Origin of the sequence: Actimicrobium antarcticum, assembly GCF_039536745.1 — a bacterium.
In the GTDB taxonomy this organism is placed as follows: Bacteria; Pseudomonadota; Gammaproteobacteria; order Burkholderiales; family Burkholderiaceae_D; genus Actimicrobium; species Actimicrobium antarcticum.
In genome coordinates this window covers 468598-484594 of the sequence record NZ_BAAAZE010000005.1, presented here as the reverse complement: position 1 = coordinate 484594, position 15997 = coordinate 468598, and the positions used below count along the sequence as shown (strand labels likewise).

General features: G+C 56.3%; 17 protein-coding genes. 5 read left to right on the top strand and 12 right to left on the bottom strand.

What is annotated here, in order from left to right:
* Positions 1-2 precede the first annotated feature (2 nt).
* From ABD720_RS04990 to ABD720_RS04960, 7 genes are all read right to left on the bottom strand, one after another.
* Positions 3-701, bottom strand: a complete 699-nt coding sequence (locus ABD720_RS04990; protein WP_344762133.1) for a hypothetical protein — start codon at positions 699-701, stop codon at positions 3-5.
* Positions 698-1135 carry a hypothetical protein gene (locus tag ABD720_RS04985; protein WP_344762132.1) on the bottom strand — a complete coding sequence of 146 codons (438 nt, stop codon included), beginning with the start codon at positions 1133-1135 and terminating at the stop codon, positions 698-700. Before ABD720_RS04985 ends, ABD720_RS04990 begins: the two co-directional genes overlap by 4 nt.
* Before the next feature lie 204 nt (positions 1136-1339).
* Positions 1340-3694, bottom strand: coding sequence for a DNA primase family protein (locus tag ABD720_RS04980; protein WP_344762131.1), 2355 nt, complete (start codon positions 3692-3694; stop codon positions 1340-1342).
* Positions 3695-3709: 15 nt separating this feature from the next.
* On the bottom strand, positions 3710-3898 hold the full coding sequence (locus ABD720_RS04975; protein WP_344762130.1) for a helix-turn-helix transcriptional regulator: 189 nt from the start codon (positions 3896-3898) through the stop codon (positions 3710-3712).
* 90 nt (positions 3899-3988) lie between these two features.
* Complete coding sequence (locus ABD720_RS04970; protein WP_344762129.1) at positions 3989-4903, bottom strand: helix-turn-helix domain-containing protein; 915 nt, start codon at positions 4901-4903, stop codon at positions 3989-3991.
* A 74-nt stretch (positions 4904-4977) separates the two neighbouring features.
* Positions 4978-6240 (bottom strand): tyrosine-type recombinase/integrase, encoded by a 1263-nt coding sequence (locus ABD720_RS04965; protein WP_344762128.1) that lies wholly within the window; start codon positions 6238-6240, stop codon positions 4978-4980.
* Between the two features lie 404 nt (positions 6241-6644).
* Complete coding sequence (locus tag ABD720_RS04960) at positions 6645-7790, bottom strand: sensor histidine kinase (RefSeq protein WP_344762127.1); 1146 nt, start codon at positions 7788-7790, stop codon at positions 6645-6647.
* A gap of 239 nt (positions 7791-8029) precedes the next feature.
* Between ABD720_RS04960 and ABD720_RS04955 the strand changes: the two genes are divergently transcribed.
* Together ABD720_RS04955 and ABD720_RS04950 are read left to right on the top strand one after the other, a co-directional pair.
* Positions 8030-8392, top strand: a complete 363-nt coding sequence (locus ABD720_RS04955; RefSeq protein WP_344762126.1) for a translation initiation factor Sui1 — start codon at positions 8030-8032, stop codon at positions 8390-8392.
* 110 nt (positions 8393-8502) lie between these two features.
* A complete protein-coding gene (locus tag ABD720_RS04950) occupies positions 8503-9351 on the top strand; it encodes a transporter (RefSeq protein ID WP_344762125.1) in 849 nt (282 codons plus the stop codon).
* Positions 9352-9375: 24 nt separating this feature from the next.
* Here the strand turns inward: ABD720_RS04950 and hemW are convergent, their stop codons facing one another.
* Genes hemW through ABD720_RS04925 form a run of 5 tightly spaced genes read right to left on the bottom strand, consistent with a single transcriptional unit; the run spans position 9376 to position 13920 of the window.
* Positions 9376-10629: a radical SAM family heme chaperone HemW gene (gene hemW, locus ABD720_RS04945; protein ID WP_344762124.1), complete on the bottom strand. Its 1254-nt coding sequence runs from the start codon at positions 10627-10629 to the stop codon at positions 9376-9378.
* Positions 10626-11210, bottom strand: a complete 585-nt coding sequence (rdgB, locus tag ABD720_RS04940) for an RdgB/HAM1 family non-canonical purine NTP pyrophosphatase (protein WP_344762123.1) — start codon at positions 11208-11210, stop codon at positions 10626-10628. The genes hemW and rdgB overlap by 4 nt, the downstream gene beginning before the upstream one ends.
* Positions 11207-11941: a ribonuclease PH gene (gene rph, locus ABD720_RS04935; RefSeq protein WP_344762122.1), complete on the bottom strand. Its 735-nt coding sequence runs from the start codon at positions 11939-11941 to the stop codon at positions 11207-11209. The genes rdgB and rph overlap by 4 nt, the downstream gene beginning before the upstream one ends.
* Before the next feature lie 6 nt (positions 11942-11947).
* Entirely contained in the window at positions 11948-12877 is a 930-nt protein-coding gene (locus ABD720_RS04930; RefSeq protein WP_344762121.1) for a PP2C family protein-serine/threonine phosphatase, read from the bottom strand.
* 35 nt (positions 12878-12912) lie between these two features.
* Entirely contained in the window at positions 12913-13920 is a 1008-nt protein-coding gene (locus ABD720_RS04925) for a serine/threonine protein kinase (RefSeq protein ID WP_344762120.1), read from the bottom strand.
* A gap of 151 nt (positions 13921-14071) precedes the next feature.
* Here ABD720_RS04925 and ABD720_RS04920 point away from each other — a divergent pair, with 151 nt between their 5' ends.
* The 3 genes from ABD720_RS04920 (at position 14072) to rpoZ (ending at position 15961) form a co-directional block, all read left to right on the top strand.
* Complete coding sequence (locus ABD720_RS04920) at positions 14072-14983, top strand: YicC/YloC family endoribonuclease (protein WP_344762119.1); 912 nt, start codon at positions 14072-14074, stop codon at positions 14981-14983.
* A 107-nt stretch (positions 14984-15090) separates the two neighbouring features.
* On the top strand, positions 15091-15735 hold the full coding sequence (gmk, locus tag ABD720_RS04915; RefSeq protein ID WP_344762118.1) for a guanylate kinase: 645 nt from the start codon (positions 15091-15093) through the stop codon (positions 15733-15735).
* Positions 15736-15757: 22 nt separating this feature from the next.
* Positions 15758-15961 (top strand): DNA-directed RNA polymerase subunit omega, encoded by a 204-nt coding sequence (gene rpoZ / locus ABD720_RS04910; RefSeq protein WP_326939487.1) that lies wholly within the window; start codon positions 15758-15760, stop codon positions 15959-15961.
* The last annotated feature ends 36 nt before the right edge of the window (positions 15962-15997 follow it).

The window sequence follows — 15997 nt, the reverse complement described above, 5'->3', positions numbered from 1 at the left end:
ACTTAGCTGGCCGTCTGGTCCGCAGGGGTCGGGTCCGGCGTCTTGCTAAAACACATTGACGGCATGCCAGAAACGCCGATATTGAACACGCCAAGGTAAGACCGTGTTTCGTCGTAGCTCGTCCAGTCGTACCGGAATTCGTATTGCTGGAACACTTCGACCCGGTGCGGCAAGCACGCGGCTTCATACCAGGTGTCCAGAATCGGTAACCATTTGTTCACGGATTGAAATACTTCGTCCAGTGCGGAATATCCTTGCCCATCTAGCCAGGCGTCGCGTTCGATCATCCACCCTTCCGAGGTTTGCAGCTTGTAATGGGCAGCGTCGCACAATGGCAGGAATTCACCACGCACCCACTCAGACAACTGCGCAGCCTTGGTCTTGGCGTCCTCAGGCTGGAGTTCAGAGGCGAGTTCATAACAGCGAGCACCTACCCCACGCGCTACCGCTGCGGCAAGCAGAGCGGGAACTCTCGATAACGCTATGCCGTCGTGAGATGCGATGCCAGTGTACATGGCCGTTTGTACGATGTCGGCAAGATAGGCTACTGCATTTAGTTCGTCACGGTCGGCGGTGACCATCACTGCTTCATTCTCTGGCGAACGTCGGATGGCATTCTGGAACGCATCGTAAAACTGGCGACCTGGAGTTGACTCTGGGAGCGCTGCCAACTTCTCGGACGGGGTGAACTTGGTATTCATTGTGCTGATCCTTTCAGGGGTTCGACTGGGGTTTGGTCTGGCGTTGCTGGCTGCGATAGCGGGGCTGTGGCGCGTTTATCTGGCTTGTCTGGTGGGAACCATAGGGCACTGAATCCGTCGCTCTCGTTGCGCCACTGGCGGGTTCTAATCCAGCCCATCGAACGTAACGCTTTACCCAGTGCCGGGGCGCTGGCTTGGCCTCGAAACTTGCCACGTAGGTTTTCAACGAACAGGGCCATCGGCACCCCGTCGCACTGGATAGGCAAGGGCATTTTGTCGATCATTTTTTGCACGCGGTCCGTCAGGGGAATGAACCGCTCGTTCGATGACTGCTCTGCATGTTGGTCGCGCTCGGTCCGCTTGGCCCGGTCCTGTTCTTGTTTGGCAAGGCTGGCTTGGCGTTGTGCTGCGAGGTTATTTGCAAATAATTTCATGGTGTTTCCTTCCGGTCGTGATCTGTTCGACGCGGGCAAGGCCCCGCGAACGTAATGAAACTGTTTGGGACTATTTGTTCGACGGGTGTGCGCTGCGTGGTGACGGAGGTGACGGACATTGAGCATTTCCTATGTTTCCCATAAGAGAATTTATATAGAGAAAAACATTGAAAAAGGTCGTTGTCCGTCACCTCCGTCACCGGCCTAGAATTGCCCCTGTCGAAAGCCCAGTCCGAAGTAGTGCGTTCCGGCTTTTCCGTGCCCCTTGTCGAACCCTCGGTCCTTCAGTTTTTGGGCAAATTTCTGGTTGCTGATAAAGCGGTGGCCGTTCTGGAAAGACCAATTTTTATAGCTCGTATAAGCAGCACCAGCCTTGATGACCGCAGTGGCTTCGACGATGCACGTCTCGTCGATCCAGTTCCCCATGAGGTCCATGTCGGACCGATAGGCATCAACCTGGCGGGTGATTTCAGCGGGCCTATCAAGGCCATGCTTTTGCCAGGCGAGGCAACCAGCGATAAGCCAGTTGAGGATGCCTGGATACTCTTTCCGCAGCATGTCAGGCAAGTGCTTGTTTTGCTCTTCCCCGCTGAACTTCCGGTCGAACCCGATCATCACCATGCGCCGCCAGATGCCGTGGTCGTCACCCCGAATTACCGGGCGATGATTCCCGGCCAGCCACAGCTTAAAAACCGGCACGAAGTCAAACGGCGCACCATGCAAGACACGCGCAGTGACAGCATCACCACCCGTCAGTTGCTTGACCATTGATTCGGCAAAGCGCTGCCCCTCCTCGGTCTCGTTCGCTGCAACAAAGCGAGGCCCCGCCAGTCGCGCAATTTCCGGCGTAGGGCCAGATGCGTTCGCCGCAGTTTTCGCCATGAGCACTTCCGGCGAGGTCTGGATGCCATAGCCGCCAAGGATTTCCCGCAGCACGTTGAGCACGGTAGATTTCCCGTTCGCCCCTGTCCCATACAGAAAGAAAAAGCACTGCTCCGTCGTCCGGCCGGTCAACGTGTACCCCATAGCACGCTGCACAAAATCAACTACGTCGCGGTTGTCGTTGAATATGCTGTGGAGCGTAGCCTCCCAGTGCGGGCAGGTCGCACCGGCGATCCATTCGACGTTCATGAGGCGCGTTATGAGTCCCTCGCGCAATGCCTGGCGGAACTCTCCGGTTTTCAGGTCAACAACGCCGTTCACTACGCCGATCACCATGGGGTCCGCATCGAGTTCCGATGCACCAACCGACACACCCGGCATTGACTTCGCTAATTCGACCCCCGCCGTCAGGCCACGCAGCGAGCAACTATTGCCAGCGTGCTGGGCCAACCGCTTCGCATCATCATTTCGGGCCTCGTCGCGTGCTTCGGTATAAATGCCGCGCATAACCGCGGTAGCGAACTGCACCACGTCGCCTTTGATATCCCAGTGCCAGTGCCCGTCCGTCCAGACAAGCCATTTAAGCAGGTCTCGGCAATACTGAAGGTTACCGTTTGCGGCTTTGACAATCCGGTCAGCATTACCCGCGTCGTTCAGGGTTTCCATAACGTTACCCAGTCGTGTTGTTTCATCCGGGCTGGCGGCGATGCGCTTGCTGTGCGCTGGGTCTGTCCATCCGTGCTGTTTGGCGAGCATAAACAATGTTCCAGCGGCGACACCACCTTCGCGCTTGGTATCAGAACGGAGAAGTTTCTCCAATGCCTCCCGGTAGTTAGGGTACTTGTCCGCCGACTGAGCGTTCCAACCACGCAAAAAATTCTGGTCTTCGCCGTTCGTTGCTGCATCAAAACCCCACACACTCCCCCGCCACTCATACCGCCCACCATCGGACGGAATCGCCATCAAAGCAGACCGAGCACGTTCAAGGTCCACCGGACCGGACACACCCAGCACATCGGCGTTACGGGCTACTGACGCCGCATACTTACGAGGTTTAATTTGTGGCAGACCGGGCAGACTACGTGCGCTCTGTGCTCTACCCTTTGCGATCATTGCAGCGCTATCAATAGCCTCGCCGCGCACGTGTTCAAAGTAGGCATGTTCGGCCCTGCTCTCCGGGCAGCTTGGCGTGTAGTAAAGCCGTGATGCATCTTTCGTTGACCCGTCGTTGTGCCCGCCCGCGAGTTCAGCATCGGCGGCACCTCGAAAATAGTCCCAGTCGGCATGACCTACAGGGGCGCTCAGAGGAAATACCACACGATATTTAGGCTTATCCGGCGTATGGCTGTGCGTCGAATAAATCACGTATTCCAAACCAGTGAGCGGCTTTTTTATTTCGTCCAATCCGGCCCCGTCGTCGCTATCGATTACGTAGGCAGATACAAGTTCTACGTTTGCGTTTGCCCGTGTAGCTCCCGGCATGAGCTGATGGAACGAGATGCACCTGCCTTCTTTATCTTCACGAACGTCGTGCTTGCTCAACGTCTCAACAACCTCATTCCACTCTGGTTGCCCTGCATCTATCGGCTTTGGGTTTGTTGTTCGTGAATATACAGTTAGCGCCACCCGCCTGCCGCCATCGAACATGGCAATCTGATCGTTTTTGATTTCGTTCATACCGCTGCCCATCCGTCAGGCTGCGCTACGTGAATCGATATAAGCAACGATGGCCGCACTAGACCAGGCGACCGCAGAAATTCCAACGCGTCGCGGCCTTGGAAACACGCCCAATTTCATGAGCCGGTAGATGCTGGGCTTTGATAGTCCCGTTACTTCGGCAACGGTCTTGATACGCAATTGAACGTCGATTTCTTTGTTCATGATTTCCTCACCCACTCTTGTTTAAGTGAGGCCATCATCAGGCGGTCGCATCCGTATTCAGGCGGAGTTCTGACCGTCGAAATGCAAACTTTACATTTCGACGTTGTACTTGTTTTTGATTGCGGCGATCTCTACAGAAACTGGGAAGTTGGATGGGCTAACCTCTGCCGTGCCGGTTGCCCTGGCTTTCTTCAGGCGCACACCGATAACCCTAATTGCCGTAGTGTCGCCGTAGCAGGTCAGCACTGCGGATTTGATCGCTTCTGCTTCGGAAATAGCATTCATTATGTGCAGGTACGCGAGGCGCACGGCGTCATCGTTCTGGGTTGCCCCCGTGCCGATATAGGTTTTCACCCCGGCCACTCGTTGCGGAACACCCGCAGGATGCCCCACCTTCACAAGCCCAAATACTTTGCTTGGTTTCACCCCACGCCCAATCGCTACACGTGCTATTTCAGCACGCCTTGCCATCCTGCAGAACAACGGGTGCACATTAGTGGCGGCACTATGTAAAAGCCAGCCGCTCAAGGCTTCATGCCATCGTGGATAAGTTTTGGCAATAGCAGCAATCCGCGCATCGAACAACGCGGCGGTACTTGTATATGCGGCACGGTCATATCCGCCGACGTCACTGCCCAGCATAGCATCCACTATCTCCAGGAACGCCCTCACGGATGCGTCATCAGGCTGTGCATAGTGGGCAAGGTCGCGCATCAGCACCAGCCATTCAGGCGGCAATTTGTACGCCCGAGCAACCCGGGGCGGGCCGCGCTTCTTTTGTTCGCCTGGACGCCCCAAAATCAGCGTATCCCAAATCCGTTGCAGATCGCGGCTTTCACCCCCGGCTTCGATATGGTCAAGCGTCGGACGCGTGATCCCGGCCCAAGACGTTAAATCAACTTTGGTTACCTTTCGCCTCTCGCGTTCGGCTTTGAGGCGTGCGCCGGTTAATGCGCTATCGGTTGAGATGCGCCCGCCATCAATGCTATGCTTGTAGCTGTTCATATTGCTGTGGAATCCCTGATCGTTTTCTGTGGCACTCGCCCGGCCTCACACAGCCGGGTTTTTCTTTTATAGCCCTACACCCTCGAAGGCGATGCGCTTCGCAACTGGATAATGTTGTCGGACTCTATTTGCGGGGTGTCTGCGAAGTTCGCCCAGTCACACATGAGGTTGCGCCGTTTCTCGAACAAGTCGGACCGCTGGTATGCCGCTACCGTGTGATCTCCTACCGCATGAGCCAGTGCCATCTCGCGCACTTCGGACGGGTAGCTGGTTGACGATGCCACCCAGGTTGAGAAAGTAGACCTAAACCCATGAGGCACCGCGCCCACTGCCATATCACGCAGTATTTTTGTTAGGGTCATATCCGACAACGGCGTGCCCGCTTTACGTCCAGGGAAAATCAGCGGTTCATCATCAAACCTTGGTAGCGATTCAAGTAGCTTCACAGCCTGGTCTGAAAGCGGCACTTTGTGTTCGCGCTGCGACTTCATTCGCACCGCTGGGATAGTCCAGGTCCGCGTTCTCAGGTCGATTTCATCCCAAGTAGCCAGACGTGCCTCGCCGGATCGGCTCGCATTCAGCACAGCGAATTCCAGGCAACGTGCCCCGGTCGTATCGAGCTTGCGCAGTTGCACCATGAAGCCATGCATTGCTTCTGCCGGTAGCGCTTGGTGCGACTTTACGGGTGCGACGTTGCGCCGCTTAGCTAGTTGCTTATCGAGGTTACCTTTCCAGCGCGCCGGGTTATCGCCTTCTCGATAGCGGCGCACAGTTGCCCAGTCCAGCACAAGCTCTATGCGGTTGCGTACGCGGTTGATGGTTTCGTTTCGGGTCATCCAATGCGGCTCGACAATTGCCAGCACGTCCTCGAACGCAATCGCACTCACAAGCATTTCCCCGATAGTCGGATAGGCGTACTTCTCCAAGGTGCTAGTCCATTGCTTTTCATGCTTGGCGTTACGCCACCCCGGTGCCGTAGCTTTGATGTATGCCTCTGCACAGAGGCGAAAAGTCCAGGCCTTTGCCTTATCTTCAATTTGTTTTTGAATCACACCTCGGCGTGCGTTGGCTCGTTCTAGTACGGGGTCCGCGCCGTCTTTGATCTGCTTACGTAATTGCGCCGCGGTTTCATGCACAGTTGCCAGCGTCACGCCTGGATATGCACCCAGCCCAATCTCGCGCCGCTTATTGCCAATTTTCACGCGAAGTAACCAGGACCGTGCGCCAGTGTCAGACACCTGCAAAACCAGTCCGGCCACCTTCCCGACAAAGTGATAGCCAGGTGCGGTCAGTCGTTTGACTTCCAGCGCTCCCAACTCTTTTGCTAATCGTGGCATATACCCTCCGTGATACTCCTACCCCCCATCCTACCCGCCATAAAGCATGATACTAGATGATATGCCCTAAAACCGACCGGCACAACAAGACCGCAAACTATCTTTGATTTGTATAGGTTTTTTTGACTTTCGAGGTATTTTGAAACCGCCCAATAATCGACCATGGCGGACACCGCCTCCGCCAGCACAGATGTGAGAATCCTCACGTTTCCCCTACCAGCCCGACATCCTCCCTACCCAACCAAAAAACACCACGCTTGAACAGTTCAACACTGCGCATGCTTTCAACAGTCCGCTCGCATTCGCTGCGTTGTCGCGTTGTCAATGTCTACGTCAAAAAATAATCCGAGCGGAGATGACCGGTAGGACGGTACCGAGATACTCGACAGTTCAATCGCCAACTTTTACGAAATGCCAGTCGCAAGCACACGCGGCAGCCGAACCGTAAACACAGTTCCAAGCGCCTCGCTCGACTGAACGCTGATCGAGCCACCATGAGCCACTGCGATTTCGCGTGCAATGAACAAGCCGAGCCCAAAACTGGTTGAGGCGGGGCCTTTCTGATCGCTGGACACCGACAATTGCACCAGCGGATCGAAGATGACGCGTTGTGCCTGCGACGATATTTCACGTCCGAAGTTGGTAACAGTCACGTCCCACCCACTCGCATCGCTCTTGACTTCGAGTGTCACCGGCCGTTGATCGCTACGGTACTGCGCAGCATTGTTCAGCAGATTCGAGAATACCTGCGCGAGCCGCGGTCCGTCAAAATCGCCTATCGTTTCTCCATCATCGATCAACTCGAATTCGCAGTCAGGATGCGCCGCACTCGCTTCGTCAACCGCGCTCTGACAGATATCGTGCAAGTCTCCGAGGGTCGGGCAAACCGGTATTTTCCCGCCGAGTTCGGTGCGGGCATACTCAAGCAGGTCATTGACCATCGTTGTCATGGCCGCTGCGCTGCGTTTGACGCGCGCGCCGATTTGTGCGGTTCGCTCTGTGCCTTCATCTGTGCGGGTTAACAGGGCGCCAGCCAGCGTCATCGTGGCAAGTGGGCTGCGTAAATCGTGCCCCAATATTGCCAGGAAAGTATCGCGAGTTTGATTGTTTTTATTCGCGAAATTGATCGCTGATTCTTGCAATGCCTGATCGATCCCTTCGTGAAAACGTGACATATCTGAAGCGGTTGCTTTGCTGAGTGTTTTGATCGTCGGCATCCACAAGCCCAGCACGCTCGCACGCAAGGCCCGATACTCGGCCGTCAGCTGCGGCAGGGTGTATCCGCTGACTTGCCGAGCGGCGCCATGTTGCGCCGCCGCCGTATCCGGCAAACCTGTCTCTGAAACATGCCGTACTGACTTCTCGTGGATTTGCTTTGGTGTCTCGTGGCGAGGCAATTGCTGGACGATCGCCAGCAGAATCTCGCGGGCGTGATCGCTTAACTCTGCTACCGATTCACCCAGCGCGGCAGGCTCGAGAGTGCGTGCAAAACGAACAAACTCGTCAACGATGATGTCCATATTCGTGGCGATAAAGGCAGCGAGTCTCATAGGTAGTTTTTTACTGAAAGCCTCTTGGAGCAGACACCATACGCTAGCCGGGATAACACGTCGGTTTATTCATGGCAGGCATAATTGTAGATATCTCCGCGCATGCCAACATTGCCGTGTCGTGCACTACCGCCACATTTTTCAGAACTCTATTTTTACGGCGCAGATAGCCTGCGTATTTAAGACGACTCCCACGTACTATCCATTAAACTCTGGCTTTCTCTCCGACACACTCATCCATGAAATCGACATCCGCAAGCGGTGGCCTCGTCTACTCCACCGAAACGGGCCGCATGTGTCCGTCCTGCCGCCAGCCAGTGGCCTCCTGTTCTTGCCGTAGTGCGGTCAGCCAGGCCTCGCCCGATGGTGTCGTACGGGTCTCTCGCGAAACAAAAGGGCGCGCGGGGAAGGCGGTTACGGTGATCAAAGGCGTGTCGCTCGATGCGCTGTCCCTGGCGGCGCTGGGCAAGCAACTCAAGACCAGCTGCGGATCTGGCGGCGCAGTCAAGGACGGCATCATCGAAATCCAGGGCGATCATTGCGAGCGGGTGATCGCAACATTGAAGCAGCAAGGGTTTTCGGTGAAACGGGCCGGTGGCTGAATACCTGGCTGCGAATTTGGCAAGTCCGGTAGCACCCACATGAACCCGTCAGCATCCCGTCGCAATGGAACGCTGATGGCGTTTTCAAAAAAATAATGAAGGAGAAGCGCATGCAAACAGCCGCCTTGCCGAACACGTGCAATGCAGTCGATGACAAGCACAACAGCCTGAACATCCTGTGCACTGCGCTGCTGGCACTAACGCTGGCAACCACGGTGCTCACGGTATCCGCTGCAACCGCCGACACGATCCTGAGTGACCAACCCGGCTTCACTGATTCCAGTGATGTCGTTGGCCGCGGCTGGTTTCAAATCGAAACCAGCATCGCAGGCGAACATAATCGCCGCGATGGCGTCAGGGACCGCACGTTGTCCACGCCGACCTTGTTGCGCCTTGGCGTCACGAACTCGCTGGAACTGCGTCTTGGCAGCGACGGTCGGGTCGTCAATACGACGCGTACCGATTCCACCAGCGAAACCCAGCGCGGCGCAGGTGATCTTTCGTTAGGAATGAAGTGGCATATCAGCGATGCACTGGGCACGCGACCATCGATCGGCGTCATCACTCAGCTGGATGTCGACTCGGGCTCGCCACAGTTTCGCGGCAATGGCGTGCGCCCCACACTGCACATGCCATTCGAATGGACTCTTCCGAATGCGATGTCGCTGAACGTGATGCCCGGCCTGGTCTGGGACAAGAAACCGACTGGCGAGCGTTTTGCCAGCGCACTGCTCGGGGTACAGCTTGGCAAATCGATGAGCGACCGGCTGGCGATCTTTACCGAAGTGGCACTGCCACAGATTGCGCGGGCAGAAAATGGCGGCTCGACGATGACGATCGGAGCCGGTCTCAGTTACCTGCTGACCAACGACACACAGGTCGACACCGCGTTTGCCCGCGGACTCAACCGCAATACCGTCGACACTAGCTGGACCGTTGGCTTATCTACCCGGTTCTGAGAAAGTGCGGCGTCGGGAGCCGCACTAGTCCTGCAAAAACATCTGCTGCAAATCATTCAGAAAACGCTGCCCGAGTAACGTGGGGCATATGGTTTTATGGTCCCGATACAGCAGCCCTTTGGCTTCTGCTGACAGCAATGCCGACTCGACCGCATTGAGGCCCAGCCCAGTGCGCTCCGAAAACAGATTCACGTCAAATCCGCCGGTCAGGCGCAGTGTGTTGAGCATGAATTCGAAACCCAGTTCGCCGCGCGCGATCTCGGCTTCTTCCTGAATGGCGTTGCCACGCGCCATATTGTCCATGTACGACTTCGGTTGCTTGAAGCGCGCCTGGCGAATGATCCGGTGCGGGAACGATAGCTTTGAATGTGCGCCGGCACCGATCCCGAGATAGTCACCGAACTGCCAGTAATTGAGATTGTGCCGTGACTGACGACCGGGCTGTGCGTACGCCGAAACCTCGTAGTGCTGGTAACCGCCGACACCAGTGACGTCGTCTATCATGTCCTGCATTTCTGCACTCAGATCGTCATCGGGCACGTTCGGCGGAAACTTTGCAAAGACGGTGTTGGGCTCCAGCGTCAGGTGGTACAGCGACAGGTGCGGTGGCGCATAGGCCAGCGCGGTGCGGATGTCTTCGGTCGCCTCCGCCATGGTTTGCGACGGCAGTGCGTACATCAGATCGAGATTGAAGTTATCGAAGGTCGCGTGGGCGATGTCGACGGCGCGGCGGGCTTCGTCGTGATCGTGGATACGCCCAAGGGCACGCAGATGTTGCTGGTTAAAGCTCTGGATACCGATCGACAGCCGATTGATACCGCTGGCGCGATACGCGCGGAATTTCTCGACCTCGAAGGTGCCCGGATTGGCTTCCATCGTGATCTCGGCAGCGCCATCGAGTGGCAGCAGCGTGCGTACATCCGACATCAACCGGTCGAGTCCGGCTGCCGACATCAGACTCGGCGTACCGCCACCAATAAAAATCGTGTAAATCTTGCGGCCCCAGATCAGCGGCAACGCACTCTCCAGGTCGGCGCGTAGCGCATCCAGATACGCCTCTTCCGGAAAACCGCCCTGCACCTCATGCGAATTGAAATCGCAGTACGGACATTTTTTGACGCACCATGGAAAATGGATGTAGAGCGCCAGAGGTGGCAATGCGGACAGGTTCAGTATGCCTGGTCGCAGGTACGCGTTGGCGGCGGCGGCAGCGTCGGCGGGACCAGCGGGTTGCGTTGGCCGCGAACGGATGTCGTGGATCGGAATAATCGGAATCATCGCAACTTGTCGAGTAACACGCGCAGCGCCTGGGCACGATGCGACAGCTGGTTTTTCTCTGTCGCGCTGAGTTCGGCAGCGGTCTTGTCGAGCCCGGCGACCTTGAACCAGGCATCGTAGCCGAAGCCCCCGGTGCCGCGCGGTACCGTAACGATGTCACCATTCCAGCGGCCTTCGGCAATCACCGGTTGCGGATCATCCGCATGCCGCACATAGACCAGTACGCAGTAGTAGTAGGCCGAACGGTCTGCATGTACGGCCAGGTCGGCAATCAGCTTTTCACAATTACGCAGGTCGGATTTTGGCTCGCCGGCGAAGCGTGCCGACTGAACACCGGGACGTCCTCCCAGCGCATTGACGCAAACACCGGAGTCATCAGCCAAGGCCGGAAATCCGGTCAGGCGCGATGCGTGCCGGGCTTTTTCGAGCGCGTTTTCAACAAACGTCGCATGTGGCTCGTCGGCTTCGGGTACCGCAAATTCACCCTGTGCGTGGACGTCGAAACCGATCGACCCGAGCAGGGACTGGAACTCGGCGAGCTTGCCGGCATTGTTCGAGGCGAGGATCAGGGTTTTGCTCATGCTGGCAGGCCAAGCTCCTGCTTTTGCAGCGCAATCAATGTGCGAATGCCACTATCGGCCAGATCCAGCAACTGATTCATCGTGGCGCGATCGAACGCCACACCTTCGGCAGTGCCCTGCACTTCCACGAAGTCACCGGCATCCGTCATCACGACATTCATGTCGGTATCGCAGGTCGAGTCTTCGTCGTAATCGAGGTCGAGTACCGGTGCGCCCTGGAACACGCCCACCGAAATGGCTGCGACAAAATGCTTCAACGGTATGGCACTGAGCATGCCGTTGGCGACCAGAACCGAAAACGCATCGTGCGCCGCGACCATCGCGCCGGTGATCGCCGCAGTCCGGGTGCCGCCGTCGGCCTGGATCACGTCGCAATCCAGATGCAAGGTGCGCTCGCCGAATGCCGACAGATCAAACGCGGCGCGCAGCGAACGACCGATCAGGCGCTGGATTTCCTGGGTGCGTCCGGACTGTTTACCCTTGGCTGCTTCACGCGCCATCCGGGTATGGGTGGAGCGCGGCAACATGCCGTACTCGGCGGTCATCCAGCCTTGTCCTTTGCCTTTCAGAAAGCCCGGCACCTTGTCTTCGATACTGGCGGTGCAGATGACTTTGGTGTGACCGAATTCGATCAGGACCGACCCTTCGGCATGTTTGGTGTAATGGCGCGTAATACGCACTGCGCGCAGTGCGTCAGCGGTGCGACCGCTGGGACGAGATGAAGACGACATGTGTGCTTAATTCCTGGAAGTGATGCGCGAAGATTTTTCAATGGCGCCACGAATTTCTTCGATGGCTTTTTCAATTTCACGTTCGTCATAACTTTCCGCCGAGTCTGGCTCGGTCGGATGTGCTGACTGAATCGTGGTGGTAACAGCACCCACCGGCAAGATGTTGGTGGTGATGGTGTTCGGACCGTCGGCGCTGGCATCGCTTTCCCACATCATTGCCAGCGCGGTGACATTATCGCTGTTCTTGCCGGCAATGCCCGTGGCAGTGCTAATCAACTCGGGTACAGCGCGCACGATAGTATTGTTTTGCAGGCATTGCGCCAGCAGGTGATCCGGCAGTACCCCCCACAACCCATCGGAACACAGCAACATCACATCGCCAGCCTGTAGACTGGCGCGCCGGGAAATTTCGACGATCGGCATGTTGGGTGCGCCAAGGCAATTGAACAGCTTGTTGCGATCGGGATGCGTGGCACGTTCGGAAGGATCTGCCCGGCCCTGTGCAATCAGGGTTTCGATGCGAGAGTGGTCGCGTGTACGCGCCAGTATCTGGCCGTCACGCATCCAGTACAAACGCGAATCGCCGCAATGTGCCCAGAATGCCGTGTTGTGCTGGATCAGACAGGCGACGATGGTGGTGCGTGGGGTCTCGGATAGATTGTTCACGACACGGTAGCGATGAATTTCGCGATGCGCCGCAAAAAAACTGTCTTCCAGAAACTGCTCCGGCTTTTTGACGTAGGGCTTGGCGTTTTGCTGGAACAGCGAGCCGACCATCTGCATCGCGACCGTCGCCGCGATCTCGCCGTGCAAATGGCCTCCCATGCCATCGACCAGCAACAGCAACAGCGCGTCACGCGTGAAGCTGTAACCCATCCGGTCCTGGTTGATCTTGCGGCCACCGATATGGCTTTCCTGAAATACAGAAAATTTCATGGTCTGGTCTCATGATTGGTCATGGCATCACTGCATCAATGCGGATGTTCGCGAACCGGCGGCGCGACAGGGACATCGGCTTTTTTGGTGCCGCCAAACAGCGCCTGAATCTTGTGCTTCAACATCTGCACCGTGCCTTCCTTATGCTTTTCAGGCACCGGTTCCTGCAACGCCTTTTGCAGCGCAAACACACTTTGTGGCCGCTCCAGCGGATCGATCATCAGACTCCAGCGGATCATCTGGATCAGCTCGGAAGAATAGATACCTTCGAGCTTGCGCAGGTGGCCGTCCATCTTGTCGTTGATCTTGCGCTGATCGGCAGGCTGAGGCGGCGCGCCGACCATGCAGGCGAACATGGATGCGCCGATGCTGTAAATATCGGTCCACGGTCCGAGGTTGCCATTTCTGGAATACAGCTCGGGCGGCGCAAAACCGGGTGTGTACATCGGATACAGCTTCGGCAAATCTGCTTTCAGGGTTTGTCGCGCTGCGCCGAAATCGAGCAGGATGGGCGTGCCATCGACCCGCAAGTAAATGTTTGCCGGCTTCAGATCCAGATGCAGCAATTTATTGGTATGGACTTCGCGCAAACCATTCATGACCTGGCTGAACATCTTGCGGATAAAGCGCTCCGACACCAGCGGCTTTTCACCCTTGTCGCGCCGGCGCAGAATATGGTCTTGCAGAGACCGGCCGGATTCGTAAGCCATCACCATGTAGACCGTATCGTTGGCACGAAAAAAATTGATAACGCTCACCACATTCGGATGCGAGATGCGGGCCAGCGCCCGGCCCTCTTCAAAAAAGCATTTCAATCCTATCCTGAAAATGGGCAAATTTTCAGGCGAAATGGAGGGCGACAATTCGCCAGGTTGGCGCAGTGCGAGCGAGCTCGGCAAGTACTCCTTGATGGCCACGGCATTACCATCTTCGTCGTAGGCCAGATAGACAATACTGAACCCGCCGGATGCAATTTTCTTTACAATGCGGTAGCCAGAAATTTGAAGCCCGTCAGGCAGGGGTGCGTTGTTTTGTGCTGCCATGGTTTCCTATGGAAATTTCGGGAATGTCACTGGTAAAGCCACCGCACCGACCTGTTGCAACGACCTGCGGCTGAACCCTGAACGACCAATACTACCCATTCGATTGTGTGGATAAATCACTGATTTGTAAAGAACAACCGAGGACCTGATTTTGACAATCTACAGCATGACCGGCTACGCAGTCGTCACCCGTGAAAGCTCGGGTGGCACCCTGACTATCGAGGTCAAGAGCGTGAATTCCCGCTTCCTGGATCTGCAGTTCCGGATCAACGATGACCTGCGTGCTTTCGAGCCGATGTTGCGCGAAACGATCACCGGTCGCATCACGCGCGGCAAAGTCGAGTGTCGCGTCAGTTTTGGCCGCAAAACGGCGACGGGCGCCACCCAACGAATCAACACCGAATTGCTGAAGTCGCTTGCCATGTTGCAGGCCGAAGTACGTTCGCAGTTTTCGTCGGCGCCACCCATGTCGGTGAGCGATCTGCTGCGCTGGCCGGGCGTGATCGAAGAAGCCGAGATGGGGCAAGATACCTTGCAGGCGGACGCTGCCGCCGCGATCAGCGACGCAGTGACGGCATTCGTGGAGTCACGAGCGCGCGAAGGCGAGGCACTCGCGGCGACACTAATTACTCGCATTGATGCCATGGACGAAATCGTGCGCCGCATCACGCCGCTGGTACCGCAAGTCGTCGCGCAGTTCCAGCAAAAATCGATCGAGCGCCTGGAAGAAGCACTCGGCGTTGCGCTGCAAAAGCCAGGCGTCAGCGCGAACCTGTCGCATGACGAAGTGGTTGAACGGATACGTCAGGAGGTCACGCTGTACGGTATACGTATTGACGTTGCCGAAGAGTTGTCGCGACTCGCCGCGCACCTGGCCGAGACGCGCCACATCCTCAAAAAAGGTGGTCAGGTCGGCAAGCGTCTGGACTTCATGATGCAGGAACTCAATCGCGAAGCCAACACGGTTGGCTCCAAGGCAGCACTCAAGGAACTTGCCGATGCATCGATGGAACTCAAACTACTGATCGACCAGATGCGCGAACAGGTACAAAATCTGGAATAACTGCTTTCCGACCGGTTATCGCTTGGCCTCTGCGGCAAAACAAACGATCATCGACTTATCCAAGGTCACGGTAATTTTTCGTGACTGACCTATATTTAAGGACACATATGCATGACGACAACGCCTCCGCCGGGAGTTTGTTCATGGTGGTTGCGCCTTCGGGTGCAGGAAAATCCACACTGGTGAATGCATTGCTGGCGCAAGAGCCAGCGTTGAAGCTGTCGGTCTCTTACACCACGCGCGCACCGCGCCCGGGTGAACAGGACGGGCGCGAGTACTACTTCACCACTGCCGACGATTTCATGAGGCGACGGGATGCCGGTGAATTTCTGGAATCAGCGGAAGTCCATGGTAATTATTACGGCACCTCACGCGTAATGATCGCCAGCCAGATCAAATCCGGCAGCGACGTCTTGCTCGAAATCGACTGGCAGGGCGCCCATCAAGTCAAAAAGCAATTTTCACACGCTGTTGGCATCTTCATTTTGCCGCCATCGATCGATGCGCTGGAGGAGCGCCTCAAAAAACGCGGACAGGATGAACCGCATGTCATTACGCGTCGGCTGCTGGCTGCTGGCGGCGAAATCGCGCATGCCGGCGACTTTGAATATGTTATTATTAATCAAGACTTTGCACGTGCTTTATCAGAGCTTACAGCGATCGTTCAGGCAACACGCTGCAGGTTCCCGCAACAGGCCGCGCGCAACGCTTCTCTATTCGCCCAACTGGGCATCCATGCCGCGTTAAATTGACATCGTAATTTCAGGAGTACCTATGGCCCGCATTACCATCGAAGATTGCACAAAATACATTCCTAATCGTTTTCAGCTGACACTGGCCGCTACCTACCGTGCGCGCCAACTGCTGCAAGGACATACCCCGAAAGTGGATGCCAAGGATAAGCCAACCGTCATCGCCCTGCGTGAAATTGCCGCTGGTAAAGTCGGTATTGAAATGTTGAAGAAAGTCCCAAGTTAATCACAGTTAATATCACTCTGGCGCGGCTACTTTACC

What these genes read in the sequence shown, in the direction of transcription:
- ABD720_RS04990 (WP_344762133.1), bottom strand. Translation starts at nt 701, where the DNA reads ATGAATACCAAGTTCACCCCGTCCGAGAAGTTGGCAGCGCTCCCAGAG.
- ABD720_RS04985 (WP_344762132.1), bottom strand. Translation starts at nt 1,135, where the DNA reads ATGAAATTATTTGCAAATAACCTCGCAGCACAACGCCAAGCCAGCCTT.
- ABD720_RS04980 (WP_344762131.1), bottom strand. Translation starts at nt 3,694, where the DNA reads ATGAACGAAATCAAAAACGATCAGATTGCCATGTTCGATGGCGGCAGG.
- ABD720_RS04975 (WP_344762130.1), bottom strand. Translation starts at nt 3,898, where the DNA reads ATGAACAAAGAAATCGACGTTCAATTGCGTATCAAGACCGTTGCCGAA.
- ABD720_RS04970 (WP_344762129.1), bottom strand. Translation starts at nt 4,903, where the DNA reads ATGAACAGCTACAAGCATAGCATTGATGGCGGGCGCATCTCAACCGAT.
- ABD720_RS04965 (WP_344762128.1), bottom strand. Translation starts at nt 6,240, where the DNA reads ATGCCACGATTAGCAAAAGAGTTGGGAGCGCTGGAAGTCAAACGACTG.
- ABD720_RS04960 (WP_344762127.1), bottom strand. Translation starts at nt 7,790, where the DNA reads ATGAGACTCGCTGCCTTTATCGCCACGAATATGGACATCATCGTTGAC.
- ABD720_RS04955 (WP_344762126.1), top strand. Translation starts at nt 8,030, where the DNA reads ATGAAATCGACATCCGCAAGCGGTGGCCTCGTCTACTCCACCGAAACG.
- ABD720_RS04950 (WP_344762125.1), top strand. Translation starts at nt 8,503, where the DNA reads ATGCAAACAGCCGCCTTGCCGAACACGTGCAATGCAGTCGATGACAAG.
- hemW (WP_344762124.1), bottom strand. Translation starts at nt 10,629, where the DNA reads ATGATTCCGATTATTCCGATCCACGACATCCGTTCGCGGCCAACGCAA.
- rdgB (WP_344762123.1), bottom strand. Translation starts at nt 11,210, where the DNA reads ATGAGCAAAACCCTGATCCTCGCCTCGAACAATGCCGGCAAGCTCGCC.
- rph (WP_344762122.1), bottom strand. Translation starts at nt 11,941, where the DNA reads ATGTCGTCTTCATCTCGTCCCAGCGGTCGCACCGCTGACGCACTGCGC.
- ABD720_RS04930 (WP_344762121.1), bottom strand. Translation starts at nt 12,877, where the DNA reads ATGAAATTTTCTGTATTTCAGGAAAGCCATATCGGTGGCCGCAAGATC.
- ABD720_RS04925 (WP_344762120.1), bottom strand. Translation starts at nt 13,920, where the DNA reads ATGGCAGCACAAAACAACGCACCCCTGCCTGACGGGCTTCAAATTTCT.
- gmk (WP_344762118.1), top strand. Translation starts at nt 15,091, where the DNA reads ATGCATGACGACAACGCCTCCGCCGGGAGTTTGTTCATGGTGGTTGCG.
- rpoZ (WP_326939487.1), top strand. Translation starts at nt 15,758, where the DNA reads ATGGCCCGCATTACCATCGAAGATTGCACAAAATACATTCCTAATCGT.